16 protein-coding genes are annotated in these 16433 nt (G+C 42.0%); 1 reads left to right on the plus strand and 15 read right to left on the minus strand.

What is annotated here, in order from left to right; all coding sequences use genetic code 11:
- Positions 1–140 precede the first annotated feature (140 nt).
- The 14 genes from dnaJ to O3605_RS07455 form a co-directional block, all read right to left on the minus strand.
- The gene (dnaJ, locus tag O3605_RS07390) at positions 141–1274 is read right to left on the minus strand and encodes a molecular chaperone DnaJ (RefSeq protein WP_021154447.1); all 1134 of its coding nucleotides are present in this window, start codon (positions 1272–1274) and stop codon (positions 141–143) included.
- A gap of 266 nt (positions 1275–1540) precedes the next feature.
- Positions 1541–2173, minus strand: a complete 633-nt coding sequence (locus O3605_RS07395; protein WP_021154446.1) for a DJ-1/PfpI family protein — start codon at positions 2171–2173, stop codon at positions 1541–1543.
- A gap of 191 nt (positions 2174–2364) precedes the next feature.
- A complete protein-coding gene (gene dnaK, locus O3605_RS07400; RefSeq protein WP_021154445.1) occupies positions 2365–4188 on the minus strand; it encodes a molecular chaperone DnaK in 1824 nt (607 codons plus the stop codon).
- Positions 4189–4443: 255 nt separating this feature from the next.
- The gene (gene grpE / locus O3605_RS07405; RefSeq protein ID WP_045768727.1) at positions 4444–4965 is read right to left on the minus strand and encodes a nucleotide exchange factor GrpE; all 522 of its coding nucleotides are present in this window, start codon (positions 4963–4965) and stop codon (positions 4444–4446) included.
- Positions 4966–4989: 24 nt separating this feature from the next.
- Positions 4990–6024 (minus strand): heat-inducible transcriptional repressor HrcA, encoded by a 1035-nt coding sequence (hrcA, locus tag O3605_RS07410; RefSeq protein WP_371585730.1) that lies wholly within the window; start codon positions 6022–6024, stop codon positions 4990–4992.
- A 128-nt stretch (positions 6025–6152) separates the two neighbouring features.
- The gene (locus tag O3605_RS07415; RefSeq protein ID WP_371585731.1) at positions 6153–6965 is read right to left on the minus strand and encodes a M15 family metallopeptidase; all 813 of its coding nucleotides are present in this window, start codon (positions 6963–6965) and stop codon (positions 6153–6155) included.
- Positions 6955–7656 carry a histidine phosphatase family protein gene (locus tag O3605_RS07420; protein WP_049507316.1) on the minus strand — a complete coding sequence of 234 codons (702 nt, stop codon included), beginning with the start codon at positions 7654–7656 and terminating at the stop codon, positions 6955–6957. The genes O3605_RS07415 and O3605_RS07420 overlap by 11 nt, the downstream gene beginning before the upstream one ends.
- 123 nt (positions 7657–7779) lie before the next feature.
- Positions 7780–8469, minus strand: a complete 690-nt coding sequence (locus tag O3605_RS07425) for a histidine phosphatase family protein (protein ID WP_371585733.1) — start codon at positions 8467–8469, stop codon at positions 7780–7782.
- 81 nt (positions 8470–8550) lie between these two features.
- The gene (locus O3605_RS07430; protein WP_371585734.1) at positions 8551–9888 is read right to left on the minus strand and encodes a PFL family protein; all 1338 of its coding nucleotides are present in this window, start codon (positions 9886–9888) and stop codon (positions 8551–8553) included.
- 18 nt (positions 9889–9906) lie between these two features.
- Entirely contained in the window at positions 9907–10173 is a 267-nt protein-coding gene (locus O3605_RS07435; RefSeq protein WP_003004214.1) for an ACT domain-containing protein, read from the minus strand.
- Between the two features lie 284 nt (positions 10174–10457).
- The gene (locus O3605_RS07440) at positions 10458–11579 is read right to left on the minus strand and encodes a VanZ family protein (RefSeq protein WP_049497627.1); all 1122 of its coding nucleotides are present in this window, start codon (positions 11577–11579) and stop codon (positions 10458–10460) included.
- Positions 11580–11769: 190 nt separating this feature from the next.
- Positions 11770–12405, minus strand: coding sequence for a TetR/AcrR family transcriptional regulator (locus O3605_RS07445; protein ID WP_049497625.1), 636 nt, complete (start codon positions 12403–12405; stop codon positions 11770–11772).
- 13 nt (positions 12406–12418) lie between these two features.
- Complete coding sequence (locus O3605_RS07450) at positions 12419–13426, minus strand: NADP-dependent oxidoreductase (protein WP_277839247.1); 1008 nt, start codon at positions 13424–13426, stop codon at positions 12419–12421.
- 184 nt (positions 13427–13610) lie between these two features.
- Positions 13611–14210, minus strand: coding sequence for a rhomboid family intramembrane serine protease (locus tag O3605_RS07455; protein WP_371585736.1), 600 nt, complete (start codon positions 14208–14210; stop codon positions 13611–13613).
- A 318-nt stretch (positions 14211–14528) separates the two neighbouring features.
- On the opposite strand from O3605_RS07455, the gene O3605_RS07460 reads away from it, so the two are divergent.
- Positions 14529–14732, plus strand: coding sequence for a CsbD family protein (locus tag O3605_RS07460; protein WP_003016236.1), 204 nt, complete (start codon positions 14529–14531; stop codon positions 14730–14732).
- Positions 14733–15506: 774 nt separating this feature from the next.
- On the opposite strand, the gene O3605_RS07465 is transcribed toward O3605_RS07460, so the two are convergent.
- The coding region (locus O3605_RS07465) for a streptococcal pilin isopeptide linkage domain-containing protein (protein WP_371585739.1) at positions 15507–16433 on the minus strand (927 nt) is incomplete at its 5' end.

Below are 16433 nucleotides of genomic sequence, written 5' to 3' on the forward strand. Positions count from 1 at the left end.
TGTAATCGTTTTCTTCAATTTACCACGATATCTTAATAAATTCAATGAGGGTTCTCATTATTCTTTAATTAGGAGAGGAAGTTCTTGGATTCGATCCAAAATAAAACGAGCTCCTTACTCAAAAGGAAACTCGTTCATTCTTATAAATCATCTAAAGCATCTTTGACCTTGTCAAAGAACCCTTTTTTCTTTGGGTTAACCTTCAAATCACTTGCTTCCGCAAAGGCTTGAAGGGCTTCTTTTTGCTTGTCATTTAAACCAGTTGGGGTGACGACATTGACAGATACATATTGATCCCCCATAGCACCACCACGTAAGCTTGGAGCTCCTTTTCCACGGAGGCGGAATTTCTTACCGGTTTGGGTTCCTTCAGGAATGACCAAATCGACATCTCCGTGAACAGTTGGCACATGGACCGTATCTCCAAGAGCCGCTTGGACAAAGTTCAAGTCTAACTTGTAGTAGATGGTTGAGCCATCTCGTTCGAAGCGATCGCTCGGCTCAACATTGACAACAACATACAAGTCACCATAAGGTCCACCGTTAAAGCCAGCTTCCCCTTGACCAGCTAAGCGGATTTGTTGACCCGTTTCAACTCCGGCAGGAATCTTGACATTCACGCTATGAGCTTGTCTTTCATGACCTGTTCCACGACAAGTCGTACATGGATCTTTGATTTCTTGACCACGACCATGACAGACATCACAGGTCACTTGACGGCGCATCATCCCAAGAGGGGTCTGCGTATCCACATTGATGACTCCAGAACCATGACAGCGTCCACAGGTCACCGGACTAGTCCCTGGCTTAGCCCCAGAACCATGACAGGTATGACAACTAGCTTCCCGATGGTACTTGACTTCTTTTTCCGCACCAAAAATCGCTTCTTCAAACTTGAGATTGACGCGGTATTGGAGGTCATCCCCTTGACGAGGTGCATTTGGATTACGACTTGCACCACCACCAAAGAAGCTAGAGAAGATATCTTCAAAGCCACCAAAACCAGCACCATCAAAGCCACCAAAACCACCTGCTCCGCCACCGAAGCCACCATTGGCACCCGCAGCACCATATTGGTCATAAGCAGCCCGTTTTTGCTCGTCACTCAAAGTCTCATAAGCTTCTTGAACTTCCTTGTACTTTTCCTCAGCACCAGGCTCCTTGTTGATATCTGGGTGATATTTTTTAGATAATTTCCGATAGGCTTTCTTGATCTCATCTTGAGATGCATTCTTTGAAACGCCCAAACGGTCATAAAATTCAGTATTGTTCATACAAGATACTAAGAGCGAACAGAAAGCGACTGAAATTTAGGAAACCGACAAGAAATCCTGATTTCTTAGGCGGTTTATCCAATTTCCAAGCTTTCCGCTCGGGTTCAATTCCCCGAACACTCTTTGTTCCTTTCTATTGATGTTGTGAATCAAACCACGATTTAGGTCGGGTTCAATTCCTTTCTTTCATTTTGAGTAAGAATTTATGGAACCCGTGTTCAGTTACGAACACTCTTTGTTCCTTTCTATAATTTTCATGTACATCTTTAGAGGGTGTTTTCTATACTTCGCTTCACTTGATCAAACTCTTGGTCTGATAGAGTAAATATCAAATCCTCTTCTGAGTAGTCGTTTCGTTCTTTAAAATAGTTGTCCGTATTCTCTGCCAAGCCTAAACTTAGAATCACTTTTCTTGCAAACTCTTGATGGGCAAAACCGATAGCCGTAATGATCTGTTTATCTTGCACAACCACTTTCGGTTGGAAATTCTCACGTGGAAGAAATTCAAAATAATCAAAGAAGTTTTGCCAAATTCCACCTGTAAATTTCGTATCGTTCAGCAAACCTGCTTTCGCTAATAAAAGAGGCGCTGAAGAAATGGCTGCAATGAGGATATCTTGCTCACCAAGGTCCTTCAAGAACGAAATCAATTTCTCATCCTGTAAGGCAGGCCCTATATTGACCATTCCTGGCAAAATCACACAAGAATACTCTTCTATACAGATTTGATCCAGTGTTTTGGTCGGTTGACAGAGCAAGCCATCCTCAGAGACCACCATCGAATGATCTGAAGCGACATAATCAATCGTGACGTCAAAAGACAGAGCTAAAGTACTCGTTAAAGCAGTTATCTCATAAAGAGAAAAATTAGGATAAATCAAACAAAGTACTTTTTTCATAGGCAACATCCTCTATTTTACCGAAAAACAGAGGCTGGGTTGCAACCTCTGGATTTCTTTTTATCATTTAGTTGTTAAGCTGAATTGAGCACGCCCTAACCTCTTGGTGAAAAAGATAAATCTTCCTAGAAACTAAAGTTCCTGCGTCAGATTTCCTATTTTCACTGTGAGGTTTTAACGGGCTTTGCATCTTACTTTTCAGTAAACTCTCCGTCTACGACGTCATCGCCTGCGTTGCCTGATGCTTGTGCTCCTTCAGCTCCTGCTTGTGCTTGTTGTGCTGCTGCAGCTTGTTCGTAAAGTTTAACAGCCAATGCTTGTGCTTTTTCGTTCAAGGCTTCAAGTTTTGCTTTCATTTCTTCAAGGTTACCTGATTCTTGAGCTTTCTTAAGATCATCAAGTCCTGCTTGAGCTGCGTCACGTTCTGCATCGAAGCCTTTGCCTTCAGTTTCTTTGATGGTTTTTTCAGTCGCAAAGATAGCTTGGTCTACTTCGTTACGAAGGTCAACTTCTTCTTTACGTTTCTTATCTGCTTCAGCGTTAGCTTCTGCATCTTTCATCATGCGGTCGATTTCTTCATCTGTCAAACCTGAGTTTGATTGGATAACGATTGTTTGTTCTTTTTGAGTTCCAAGATCTTTCGCTTTAACAGATACGATACCGTTCTTGTCGATGTCAAATGTAACTTCGATTTGTGGGATACCACGAGGTGCAGCTGGGATATCAGTCAATTGGAAGCGTCCAAGAGTCTTGTTATCTGCTGCCATTGGGCGTTCCCCTTGAAGAACGTGGATATCAACGGCTGGTTGGTTATCTGCTGCAGTTGAGAAGACTTGTGATTTAGAAGTTGGAATTGTAGTGTTGCGGTCGATGAGTTTTGTGAAGACTCCACCCATTGTTTCGATACCAAGTGACAATGGAGTTACGTCAAGAAGGACAACGTCTTTGACGTCACCAGTGATCACACCACCTTGGATCGCAGCACCCATAGCCACAACTTCGTCAGGGTTCACTGATTTGTTTGGTTCTTTACCAGTTTCAGCTTTAACAGCTTCTACAACGGCAGGAATACGAGTTGAACCACCGACAAGGATGACTTCGTCGATATCTGACAAGCTCAAACCTGCATCTGAAAGGGCTTGACGAACTGGAGTTTTTGTACGTTCTACAAGATCACGAGTCAAATCGTCGAATTTCGCACGAGTCAAAGTCATTTCCAAGTGAAGAGGTCCAGCAGCTCCTGCAGTGATGAACGGCAAGCTGATTTGAGTTGAAGTCACACCAGAAAGGTCTTTCTTCGCTTTTTCAGCTGCGTCTTTCAAACGTTGAAGCGCCATCTTGTCTGTTGACAAGTCGATACCATTTTCTTTCTTGAATTCTTCAACCATGTAGTCGATGATTTTTTGGTCAAAGTCGTCACCACCGAGTTTATTATCCCCTGCAGTTGCCAATACATCAAAGACACCATCACCCAATTCAAGGATAGATACGTCGAATGTACCACCACCAAGGTCGAATACCAAGATTTTTTCTTCTTTATCAGTCTTATCCAAACCATAAGCAAGGGCTGCTGCTGTTGGTTCGTTGACGATACGTTCTACTTCAAGACCAGCGATTTTACCAGCGTCTTTAGTTGCTTGACGTTGAGCATCGTTGAAGTAAGCTGGAACTGTGATAACAGCCTTCGTTACTTTTTCACCAAGGTAGTCTTCAGCGTAACCTTTCAAGTATTGAAGAATCATCGCTGAGATTTCTTGTGGTGTGTATTCTTTACCATTTGCAGAAACTTTTTCAGAAGTACCCATCTTAGATTTGATAGAAATCACTGTATCTGGGTTTGTTACTGCTTGACGTTTTGCAGCGTCACCAACGATGATTTCACCGTTTTTGAATGACACTACAGATGGAGTTGTGCGGTTACCTTCTGGGTTTGCGATGATTTTTGATTCAGTTCCTTCAAGAACTGCTACTGCTGAGTTTGTTGTACCTAAGTCAATACCGATAATTTTTGACATATGTTTTTCTCCTCGTTGTTTTTTATCTTTTTTTCTTTCTGATACTCTTCTTAAGTGGCGACGCCGTCAGAGCTTGACTTCGTCAATCTCTTTGACTAAACTTTGAGCCTAAGGTCTCAAAGTTTGCGAAGATACCGCCACGGCGAAGAGTATCGCCTTTGGTTCGCTTCGCTCACTATTGGCAAAGCCAAACCAATGTTAATCTTTCTTTCATAGTTTAGTGTCGTTTCGGACAAGGTTTTTAAGTTCTCTAGCCTAGTTATAAACCACTACCATGGCTGGGCGTAGGATGCGGTCATGGAGTTTGTAGCCTTTTTGGAAGACTTGTGCGATAGTGTCTGCTGGATGTTCGTCATCTGCAGGTAAGGTTTGGATGGCCATGTGGTAGTTATGGTCAAAGGCTCCGTCCGCTGGAATTTCTTCAATTCCTTCTTCTTTCAGAGCATGTACCAAACTTTCTTGGACCATTTCCAAGCCCTTCTTCACATCATCTGTCAATCCTTCTACGGCAAGGGCGCGTTCGAGGTTGTCCAGTGATGGTAAGATCGCTTTTGCCAAATCTTGGCTACGGTATTTTTGTAATTGCTGACGTTCTTCATTGGCACGGCGCTGAATGTTTTGCATTTCTGCATGAGCACGAAGGTATTTGTTTTCAAATTCCTCGGCACGCGCTTGTGCTTCTTCTAACTCAGAAGGTTGGTTACTTTCCTCTACAACTTCTTCAGTTGTTTGGTCAACTTCTTCTTTCACGTCTTCTTTTTTGATATCTTCTGTCAAGGCATACACCCCTTTCATTTGATCTTAATTTACTTCATAATGGTTGCTGTTGAGGTAACGGTAGTAGTCCGTCAACTTCATAACCAGTACCCGTCCGATGACATTGACCAGGCTAATCACACGCCTGTAATCCATCTCTACGGGACCGATCACATGCATGAGGGCCATCCCACGATAAGGCACTAGGAACTTGTGACTAATCACCGTCACATTTTTCAAGGCCTTTTCTTGGGATTCTGCAACCAGGATCTGGGTCATTTGGTCTTCTGGCATTCCCCCTCGTAACTCCAAGGCTACGTGTTGGGGATTATCTAAGAACTGATAGGTCTGAAGATCGGCGTAGGTTAATGATGAAACCTTTCCTTCTACAAAAACCAGTTCTTGAAACAGTTGCGAGAAGACGTAATCAAAGAGATCCAGCACATTGTCTGTCGTCTTGAAATAGCGCTGTACAATCTGTGGAATCTCTGTCCGCAGGCGGTAGTGAATATCCAAGACTGTATTTCCAATGAAACGCTCTTGAACCAGCTGATGGAAGATTTCCAAGTCACTGGTTAAGAAATTCTTTGGAATGGCAAACTGGACGGTGACAGGCTTTGATTCATCCAAGGTCAGAACCGCTAAGGCATCGTGGTTGGATAATGGAACAATCTCAAAACCAGTCAAGCGCTGACGTGTCGGTTCAACATCCTGAATCACTGCGGTGTAACCCGTCATCTGGGCTAGTAACTTAGCTGTAGCATCCAAGATATCGTCTAACTTAAAGGCTTCGAAATCAAAGGCTTTCACCACCTGGTAGACATCTTGCTCATCAATTAACTCTAGATCAAGCGAGTTCTGAACAAAATATTGAAAACCAGCTCGACTAGGCATTCGGCCACTCGAAGTGTGGGCCTTTTCTAGTAAGCCTTGTTTTTCGAGGGTAGCCATGTCGTTTCGAATGGTCGCGCTACTGGATTGAATCACATCTTGTAGCGCTTTTGAACCGACTGGTTCGTGGGTCTTGGTAAAGATATCGACAACAAGATTGAGAATCTCATTTTGACGTTCTGTAACCATGACCTCACCTCTCTTTCATTTTTTAGCACTCTAAACACTTAAGTGCTAAACCATGATTCTATTATACACCCATCCAAAAGAAAGTCAAGAGAAAAATCCAAAAAATTAGCACTCTTTTTTCAAGAGTGCTAAAAATCATTCTTAAGACCTAGAGAAGTGAATCCCCTCCTATTTCCAGCCTTTTTCAATAGTTGAATATATTCTTCCAATACTAGCTGATGCTTGGCCATATACTGGGCATTTTCTACGCCAACATAACGGAAATGCCAATTCTCAAAATTCACCCCCGTGATGTTGCTCTTTCCATCTGGGTAGCGAAGGACAAAGCCATATTGCGGTGCGATGGCAGCCAGCTGCATGCCCAACTCATCACTTTGACCAGCTTCGACACTCATATCAATCGCAAGCCCCGTCTGGTGTTCACTCGCACCAGGGACCTGTACCTGGGTCTGCACCTGCTTTTCAGCTTCTTCGTGCGAAAGACCACTAGCCTCTAGTTGCGCAACACGCTCATTATAGAGCTCTGTTTGTTCGGCCACGCTTCGATAGCCTGATATCAAGGTTTCTTCTGGGGCAATTTTTCGAGCCGCTTCTAAAAATTGACGAGTTGGTTCTACAATCCGACTATCCACTTTGATAGCATCCACATCTGTCAATTGTGGGTTCAGCTCAGGCTTCACATTGTCACGATTGACCAAGATCAACTGCCAGTCTTTTGTCGAAACGGCTGGTAAATCTGATTTTTCTTCCTTTTTCTTAGAAGAAGAGGGAGTCGTTACAGCTGTTTTTTTATACTTCCAAAACTGAAGCCCTGAAAACAAGCTTGGCTTCGCTAAGTAAGCACCAATTCCCGATCCAAGGACCACAAGAAGAAAGAAACTCAATAGGTAAGGCCACCATTTCTTACGTTTTTTTCGTGCGCGTCTATACTTATTCGTCATGACCATCCTCTAGGAGTTTTGCTCCAACCTTACGATAAGATAGATCCCCAATCTTTTCAATATGAAAGGCGCCATCTTCATAAGACAAAACCGTTACGCTTCCGTTGTCCAAAACCAATTCGTCGACAGCCTTAGGATCGATGAGATAAATCAAGGTCGTAATGGTCATGCCATGGCTGACTACAATAGCATTGCCACCACCAGCTGCTTCGATCTCTTTTGCGACGGCTTCAAATCCTTCTTTGATCCGACTACTCAAGGTTCCCCAGGATTCAGCCCAACCAGTGGTATCCACCTCGACGATTCCTTCTGCTAACTCCATCAGACTCAACTGATGGAAATCATCGACCTTAAAGACACGGGGTAAGACCCCCATGAAGAGATCGCCATCATAAGCACCATCAAAACTACCAAAACACCACTCGCGGATCCGTTTGTCATAACGATAAGGGATTTTCCCTGTCAGACCGAGCTCTCGAAGAATAATTCCCATGGTTTGAATGGTGCGTCCAGAATCACTCGAAACAGCCTCTTCAAAAGAAAGGCCAGCTTCCTTGAGACCAAGTCCTAATTCTCGAATTCCACGTTCTCCTGCTTCTGTCAGCGGAGTGTCTGACCAGCCCTGTGCCCGTCCAATGGTATTAAACATGGTTTTTCCATGACGAGCAATATATAATCTGGTTTTTGTCATTGTATTACCTCCGTATGTATCTCTTTCATTATATCATTTTTTACAAAAAGAAAGTAGGAAAGCTCTTACAAGTTTTGTGAAAAAGAAAAGGCCATGACCAAAGGGTCAGCCTTTCAGGACGGACTAGGATTCTTGCAAGCTTTCACCGACCTCACGGTAACTGCTATCTCCAATCCCCTTAACCGTCAATACTCCATCTTCATATTCTACAAGGGTAACACTACCGTTTGAAAGAGGCAGATTAAGATTTGGTTTTCCTTCGATCAAGCAGACCAGGGTCTGAATGGTCCAACTATGGCTGACCACCAAAGCATCGCCTCCACCATTTTCTTCTACTTCTTTGGCAATGGATTCAAAACCTTCTAGGATTCGGCTTTTCAAAACTTCCCATGGTTCAGCCCAATTTGCTGTATCTACTTGGCAAATCCCATTGGCCAAGTCTTCCAAGGTCAAGGTCTTATAATCTTCTACATCTAGTACACGCGGCACGACACCGTGAAAGAGCTCCCCACCGTAGGCCCCATCAAAGCTACCAAAACACCACTCGCGGATCCGTTTGTCAAAGCGATAAGGAATCTGGTCTTTCAAGCCCAATTCATCAAGAATGATCCCCATGGTCTGAATGGCACGGCCTGAATCACTGGAATAAGCTCGAGTAAACTCCAAACCGGACTCACGCAAGCCGATTCCTAGAGCCTGAATCCCTCGTTCTCCTTCTGCTGTCAAGGGCGTATCGGACCAGCCTTGAGCTCGGCCGATGGTATTAAACATGGTTCTCCCATGACGAATCACAAATAATCTTGTTTTAGCCATCTTGTCTCCTTTTGCAAGAAAAAAGTCTGGAGTTTTATCATCACAGACTTTTCTATTTTCTACTATTATACTAGATTTCTCTTAGTTTTTAAAGCTATGAACCGGAGCTGGAATTTGGCCACCACGGGCAATGAAATCAGCTGACGAAGCCTTGTTGACCTTCATTACCGGAGCAGACCCAAGAAGCCCTCCGAGCTCTAACATATCGCCCTCTTCCCCATAAGGAATGATCCGAACGGCTGTTGTCTTTTGGTTGATCACCCCGATAGCTGCTTCGTCGGCAATCATGGCCGCAATGGTTGTATCTGGAGTATCTGCTGGGATGGCAATCATATCTAGACCGACGGAACAGATGGCTGTCATGGCTTCCAATTTTTCCAGGTTGATATGACCTGATTGGACCGCCGCAATCATCCCTTCATCTTCTGAGACAGGAATGAAGGCACCTGACAAACCACCGACTTGGTTACAAGCCATGATGCCACCTTTTTTCACTTGGTCATTGAGAAGAGCTAGGGCTGCTGTTGTCCCGTGGGTTCCTACCACTTCAAGCCCCATCGCTTCAAGGACACGGGCTACAGAGTCCCCAATAGCTGGTGTTGGAGCAAGGGACAAGTCAACAATTCCAAACTCAACACCGAGACGTTCACTAGCCATTTGACCAACTAATTGTCCGACACGGGTGATTTTGAAAGCTGTCTTCTTGACCGTTTCAGCCAATACATCAAAGCTAGCGCCTGGAACTTTTTCGATCGCCCGTTGGACGACACCAGGTCCTGAAACCCCAACGTTGATGACGACATCCGCTTCACCGACACCATGGAAGGCTCCCGCCATAAAGGGATTATCTTCTACTGCATTAGCAAAGACCACGAGCTTACCAGGCCCCATTGGATCTGCTTGGGATGCTTCTTTAATGATACGACCCATATCTCGGACAGCTGTCATATTGATCCCTGTCTTGGTCGATCCAATATTGACTGAAGAGCAGACAAAATCCGTCTCTGCAAGGGCGCGAGGAATAGAATTAATGAGGATTTCATCCCCCTTTTGGTAGCCTTTTTGAACCAGAGCTGAGAAGCCACCGATAAAGTTGACCCCAACTTCTTTGGCCGCACGATCTAGTGCCTTGGCAAAGGGTACATAATCTGTCGCATCTGTTGCAGCTCCGATAATAGAAATCGGAGTGACTGAAACCCGTTTATTCACAATTGGAATGCCAAGTTCTGCCGCGATCTCATCCCCCACAGCTACCAAGTCTTTGGCCTTTGTCACAATCTTATGGTAGACTTTTTCTGCTGCCTTTTCGATATCCGGATCAATACAATCTAGAAGCGAAATCCCCATGGTGATAGTCCGAACATCGAAGTTCTGCTCCTCAATCATGGCAATGGTTTCTGTTACCTGTTTAATGTCCATATATTTTCAACCCCTATCTTACAAATTGTGCATGGCATCAAAAATCGCTGCGCTTTGGATATTGATTTTTACATGAAGAGACTGACCGAATTCTTCCAACTCTGAACGGAGCTGGGTGAAATCTTTTTTCTCATCTGACGATACGACCGCCATCATGGTAAAGTATTCATCCAATACAGTTTGAGAGATATCATCGATATTGAGTCCTAATTCTGCCACTTTCGTTGCAACACCCGCTACGATTCCTTTTTGGTCTTTTCCAACGACTGTAATAATTGCTTTCATTTCACTGCTCCATTCTATCTATTTGCTTCCATTGTAGCACATTCCCCTTAAAATCGCCCTTCTCAACTGGGAACATTCGGATATTTTAAATGTGTATAAAAAAATTAAGAGGCTGGGACAAAAGTCCTAGCCTCTTAATTGTTTTTGGATTGTCGAACAAGACGCAGTGGTTGAGTGGGCTCTACTACGCTGATTTCATCAGCTTTTACAGCCTTACTCAACTGTGCGGAGATGGGACGACGAAATCGAATTCTAACGAATGACCGATTTCTGTCCCACTCTCTCTAATTTGACGATTCAGTTTCATCCTTTAGGATCTCTTTCTTCACGCGCACCGTACTCTCATACTCAACCCCAGCTAGACGATCAAACGGAAAGCGACGATTGAGCAAGACGATAGCAAGAGTGAGAATCAGGTACAATAAAAGCATAAAGAAGAGCAATAAAATCATGGACAGGGTTAAGAGGGAATTGTCCGTCAAATCGCTATTCAAGAGCGAAATCAAATAGAACAACCCTTGAGGAATCAGATAGAAATAACCTACTACCAGGATTCCCCTCCAGATGGTGCGAAGCCATTTTTGCTTGTCAAAATGCAAGCGGAATTTCAACAAAGCCATTCCCAAGGTTTTGCCACGCCACAAAGGAATCAAGGCAAAATAGACAACCAAAACCGCTACATAAGGAATCGTCTCTAAACGCTCGATTACCGCGTAAAGCAAGGATAGCATCACAAAGTCGATCAAGAAGGCAAGACCTATCCGGAAACCAGATACTCTGGTTCCTACTCGGAAAGAATGCTCGTCAATTTCGTCTCTTGTCGGCAATAACCAAACCAGGAACCAACCGAGAAAATAGCCTACTCCACCACCAGTGGTATTTTGAATAATATCATCGACATCTGCTAGGCGGTAAGGACCCGGATACAGAAAATAGAGACCTGATAACTGGGTCAGTTCCAAAAAGAGACTAAAGAGGGCTGTTAGGAGAATCGTTTTCTTAAAACCACACTTGAAATAATAGCGTAGATACATCCCAAAAGGAATCAACATCAGGACATTAAAGGCAGGCACATAAAAAGTTGGATGCTTAAGGGCTTGAATCCAAGTACCAGTCTGCGCTAAATCAAAGGGGCTCTCCTTGAAAAAATCCACCACAAAAGCAAAGGGATGGAGATTGACCATTTCCGAGTAGCTAGTATGAATCTTACTTGGATCCGGCAGAGGCAAAATCACCAGCAGATAGACCGTCATCAAGTAAAGCATAAAAGAATAGAAAATCAGCACCCGCAATTTATTGACCGAACCATATTTTCGATAATTCAAAATCATGTAGGGCAAGGTCAGCAAAAATGCAAAAAAAGGAAAGAGCTGAACAGCTGTTTTGATTGTAGAGATATACCCCATTGTGTCTCCTTTTTTCGTTATAAAATCACCCTTTGCACAATGACAAAAGGTGATTTCTTCATTGATATAGAATATTATACGGCCTGGTAGAGGAAGAGTCAAGGAAGAGGAGTTCATTTCATTTTTTGAGCTCCTTATTGAACTAAAATCAGAATTCTCTCACTGTAACATCCTTAGTATAAAATAGGAATCACAAGACTATCCTATTCGCTAGAATTTCAATCATCTCATCTGAAACTTTTCCCACATCAATTGCTTTACTATTTAGTATGGATGGCACAGCATAAGATAGCATTAAGGAGATAATATTACGAATGATTCGTTCGTTAGGCCAATTAACCAGCTCCCCTTTCCCCTTATAGTTATCTAAAATAGGATTGAGTGGCGTTACAATATTGTTCTGAACGATACTCCCTGTTTTTTCAAACAAAGATGAATCAATTAAACACCTTGAAAAGAGAATTTTAATAATATCTCTATTGTTGATCAGAAAATTTAGTCGATCTTCGAACATACTCCGAAAAAAAACTGTAACACTTTCATCGTTACACAGAACTTTTTGATCAGTAAACAATTCAATTGTTTCAGGTATGACCTGATCAAAAAACAAGAGAAGAAGCGTATTGAGTATACCTTCTTTTGTTTTAAAATAGCTAAAAACAGTCCCTTCTGATACTTCCGCTCGGCGTGCAATGTCAAGCGATGTAGTTTTTTCAAAACCGATTTCGGAAAACAAGGTTAAACTGGCAATTAGAACACGTTTTTGTTTATCACTCAATCTCATGAGTTGAATATGACGAACACAAGCTTGATTTAGATCAACCATTTTCCTTTCCTCCTCACTCCTCTTGAATCACAATCACACGTTTTCCTCTGGTATGCCCTTTTTCAAGATCCTTGTATGCTTCTTTTATTTCGGGTAATGAAAATGGATAGATTTTATCCAAACGAACTGAAATTTCCCCTTTGGAAACAAGCTCTGCAAGCGATAGGAAGTCATCATATTGTGAATGCCGTGGGCCTGTAAATTGAGCTCCTTTCAAGATAGCAGAAGGAGATGGAACCAGGGTAGCAATTTGATCACCTCGTAAACCCAATTGGAAGCCTAATTTTACATAGTCTCCCCCGTAACAATCCAACATCTTGGTAACAGTTACTCCTGAAAGTTCTTGAATTTTTTCTTTGATCGATTCATGATAGGAAATCGGGATGGCACCGATCGATCTGAGGTAGTCCGCATTACCAGCACTAGCTATTCCAATAACTCTGGCACCTTTTGAAACAGCATATTGTACTGCAATCGATCCAATTCCTCCAGATGCACCTGAAATGACAATTGTATCCTTAGTTCCAATATTAATTTTTCGAAAAGTTCCTCCTACCGTTAAGGAACTAACCCCCAAGACTGAGCCATGCAAAAAATCAATATTAGATGGCATAGAAGCGATCTCCGTCTCCTTCACACAAATCTCAGTTGCTAATGCTCCTCTTTTTGAACCAAGACCAGGTGCACTTATAATCGTCCCAAAGACTCTATCTCCTACCGAAAACTGAGTCACACTCTTACCTACTTCAATGATAGTCCCAGCAAAATCACGTGCAACTCCTCTAGGGAATAAAGAAGAAGCTTTCTCAAACCATCTACTAGGATGCTTTAGTTTCATTAAAAGGGATAACATCCGAAGCTGTTTAACACCCTCAAAAATTTTATAATCCACCGGATTTAATCCTACGGCAGCTACCTTGACCCTCACTTGATTTTCCTTTAGTGGTTCTGGTTCTACTTCTGCTAATTCTAAGACATCTATATTACCAAATCGGTGAAATTGAACCGCTTTTACAGTCATACAATACATACCTCCATCACAAAATTGAGTGATCACTCAATTTTTGATTATTATAGCATACAACTAGACACTATTCAATGATAGCTTCAATTAAAAGAATGCAAAAAATTTTTATCAAAAAAAAGCGCCCAAGATTCTCCTCTTGAGCGTCTGTTAGGAATGACCCTACCCTGCATTTACTATATCAGGAACTTTTAACTCTCCCCTTCAAGATATTACTTCCGATAAAGACCAATAGATAACTCACAATCCCTGAAAGGTGCAATAGCGTTGAGATCCATCCGGTGATTGCTGGTAAGATCATGAGGCCAGATAGAAAAATTAAGAATAGATAAAGCCATTTTACGGTACGTGAAAATTCTTTCCACACGTTTGGCAGGATCATAACCCCTCCGGTCACAAAGGCGTATCCGACAGCAGAGATCCCTGTTGCCTGAATGTCCTGCTCCTGGGTTAAAAAGTGAAAAACGATGGAAGAGAGGACTGTCGCCGTCATAAAAACGATTAAGACTTGTCTGGAGCCTCTTTTTCTTTCTAGCAGTCCTCCGAAGGGAAGGATCATGAGTCCATTTAACAACAAATGGACCCATAAAAACCAGATAGGGGCTCCTTTACTACCGTGCATCAGGGTCCCACTGACATATTGCCAACCATACACCGACTTTGAATGAAAAGCCAATAGGTCATACATAGTTTCCCCATAAAAGGAAGTCAATAGGCCGAGCGATAAACAGATTAGAGCTAAAGTACTGATAACAGGGTAGGTTGTAAGGATTCTTTTCATATTTATCTTCTCTTTTTCAAAAAACAGCGTTACGATGTCTCCATTCACGACCATTATACCATTTATTTCATTGGAGACAGAAAAGTTTTTGCTTCTTTCGTTTCAACTCTTTGATCGAAAAACTAAATGTCCTGACTGACTGGTCGCTCATCATTCGCAATCGGATCAGGAGGCAATCCTGTATTTAGAATACCGTAGCAAAAATTTGACTTTCCATTTTAAAAAGAATATACTCATTCTAATCTGAGACGAATATTTTTTTAAATCAACAGTATTGCATTCAGAGAAATAAACGACTAACTTCATGGAGGTGACGCTATGTCATTAGAAGAAAAATTGAACCAAGTAAAAGGCTCTGTTAAAGAAGGCTTCGGTAAATTAACCGGCGATAAAAAAACAGAAGCTGAAGGCACTGCTGAAAAAGTTGCTTCAAAAGCAAAAGAAGTTGCTGAAGATGCAAAAGAAGCTGTTGAAGGAGCTATCAAGGGCGTTAAAAATATCTTTCATAAAGACGACAAATAGTCTTTAACATCCTAGACCCACTCTATTTTCTACAGTCATGTTTGACCGTGGAAGATAGGGTGGGTTTTTGTTTGCTTCAAATTCAGTTATACAAAAAGAACACCCCCGAAGGGTGTTGGGTGTTCTTTGTCATGTTTGTTATTCTATTGAATGGACGTAGGACTCTGACATTTAGAAGTCCATCTTTGCTTATATGGTAACTTACTAGATCAGCTATCAAACAGGTAGGTGGAGTTAGCCCAATTAAAATTTTTCTCATACATTTCCCTTACTGTGTACCTTAAATCCTCACTGCATAAAAACTTACACTTCTCTCTGATACAATCTATTCAGTCTATCGAAATTGACGATTTTGTAAAATATCACCAATCTTTGCAGGCCCAAATTTGGTTAGATCATCTATTGATGTTATACTTTAATATCCTCTCCAAGAAAAAAGCACTGCTTTAATTATTTCCTATTATAGCATAAAAAACGAACCATTTTTGGTGCATTTAGAATGCATACAAACCTTCTCAAAAATAGTAATATCGCAGCTTTAGATATTTGACGACTACACGATGAAACTCTGATAAGTACTGCTATTATGCGATTTTCCATCGTTTTAAAATGTTTAAGCGAAACAAAAAAAGACATCCAAGAGAGTTCTCTTGAATGTCTATAAACATTGATATATATCTATTAATCAAAGATTAGAAAACTGTATAATATAGATTTTCAAATATGAACATCCATTTTTGACTCTTTAATTAATTTATAGGGATCATATCAACTTTAATCTTCAACTTTTTTGCGTTTCACAATCCCCACAAGACCAACCATACCAAATGCAGCACCTAACAATACAGCAGATGCTGACTGTACTTCACCAGTTTCAGGGAGTGCCGGAGCTGGTGGCGTTGGTGATGTTGGTGGTGTTGGTGGTGTTGGCGGTGTTAGCGGTGTTGATGGTGTTGGTGGTGTTGGCGGTGTTGGCGGTGTTGGCGGTGTTGGTGGTGTTGATGGTGTTGGTGGTGTTGGCGGTGTTGGCGGAATAACAGTATTGTTAAACTCTGTATCTTCTGGTAACTGAGTCGTCGCTGTCAACACTTTACCATCTTTCTTCACTGTGATACCTACAGTAGCGATCATGTGATCAAAAATGACACCGGCTTCAGTACCTTTCACTTCTTCTACATGATAAACATAAGTACCTTCTTCACCACGTTTAAATGTAAGAGGTGAGAATTGGATCTTACCATCCGCATTATTCGTTACTGTTTCGATCACATTTCCTTTTTCGTCCTTAAGAACAAAGCTGAATTCACCGGCCTTCAATTCACGACCTTCTAATTTCTTGGTGAAGTTGAACTGTGCTTTAACTGGAGCTACAAAGTAATTATTGAAAATTGTGTCATCAGTACCAGTTGCTTCCCCACCTGTTGAAGTCATTTCAGTCTTAGCACTTAAAAGGCCTGTAGTAGCGTCTTTCGTAACAGTTACTATAACTGTGGTAGTCATGCTATCATAGTCAATGTCTGTATCTGTTCCCGCTACTTCACGAACAGTGTAGGTGTGAGTGCCTTCTTTATCAAATGAAATGGCATCAAACTGAATCGTTCCGTCAGCTTTATTTTTCTTCGTTTGGATTACATTGCCATTTTCAAGTAATTCAAAGGTGAAGGCGTCAGCTTCAAGGGATTTACCTTCCAATTTCTTAGT

The organism is Streptococcus sp. 27098_8_99 (assembly GCF_041431935.1).
Taxonomy (GTDB): Bacteria; Bacillota; Bacilli; order Lactobacillales; family Streptococcaceae; genus Streptococcus; species Streptococcus parasanguinis_D.

Excerpts from the sequence above, each read along its gene's own strand:
- dnaJ (WP_021154447.1), bottom strand. The coding sequence starts at position 1,274 with ATGAACAATACTGAATTTTATGACCGTTTGGGCGTTTCAAAGAATGCA.
- O3605_RS07395 (WP_021154446.1), bottom strand. The coding sequence starts at position 2,173 with ATGAAAAAAGTACTTTGTTTGATTTATCCTAATTTTTCTCTTTATGAG.
- dnaK (WP_021154445.1), bottom strand. The coding sequence starts at position 4,188 with ATGTCAAAAATTATCGGTATTGACTTAGGTACAACAAACTCAGCAGTA.
- hrcA (WP_371585730.1), bottom strand. The coding sequence starts at position 6,024 with ATGGTTACAGAACGTCAAAATGAGATTCTCAATCTTGTTGTCGATATC.
- O3605_RS07415 (WP_371585731.1), bottom strand. The coding sequence starts at position 6,965 with ATGACGAATAAGTATAGACGCGCACGAAAAAAACGTAAGAAATGGTGG.
- O3605_RS07420 (WP_049507316.1), bottom strand. The coding sequence starts at position 7,656 with ATGACAAAAACCAGATTATATATTGCTCGTCATGGAAAAACCATGTTT.
- O3605_RS07425 (WP_371585733.1), bottom strand. The coding sequence starts at position 8,469 with ATGGCTAAAACAAGATTATTTGTGATTCGTCATGGGAGAACCATGTTT.
- O3605_RS07430 (WP_371585734.1), bottom strand. The coding sequence starts at position 9,888 with ATGGACATTAAACAGGTAACAGAAACCATTGCCATGATTGAGGAGCAG.
- O3605_RS07435 (WP_003004214.1), bottom strand. The coding sequence starts at position 10,173 with ATGAAAGCAATTATTACAGTCGTTGGAAAAGACCAAAAAGGAATCGTA.
- O3605_RS07440 (WP_049497627.1), bottom strand. The coding sequence starts at position 11,579 with ATGGGGTATATCTCTACAATCAAAACAGCTGTTCAGCTCTTTCCTTTT.
- O3605_RS07445 (WP_049497625.1), bottom strand. The coding sequence starts at position 12,405 with ATGGTTGATCTAAATCAAGCTTGTGTTCGTCATATTCAACTCATGAGA.
- O3605_RS07450 (WP_277839247.1), bottom strand. The coding sequence starts at position 13,426 with ATGACTGTAAAAGCGGTTCAATTTCACCGATTTGGTAATATAGATGTC.
- O3605_RS07455 (WP_371585736.1), bottom strand. The coding sequence starts at position 14,210 with ATGAAAAGAATCCTTACAACCTACCCTGTTATCAGTACTTTAGCTCTA.
- O3605_RS07460 (WP_003016236.1), top strand. The coding sequence starts at position 14,529 with ATGTCATTAGAAGAAAAATTGAACCAAGTAAAAGGCTCTGTTAAAGAA.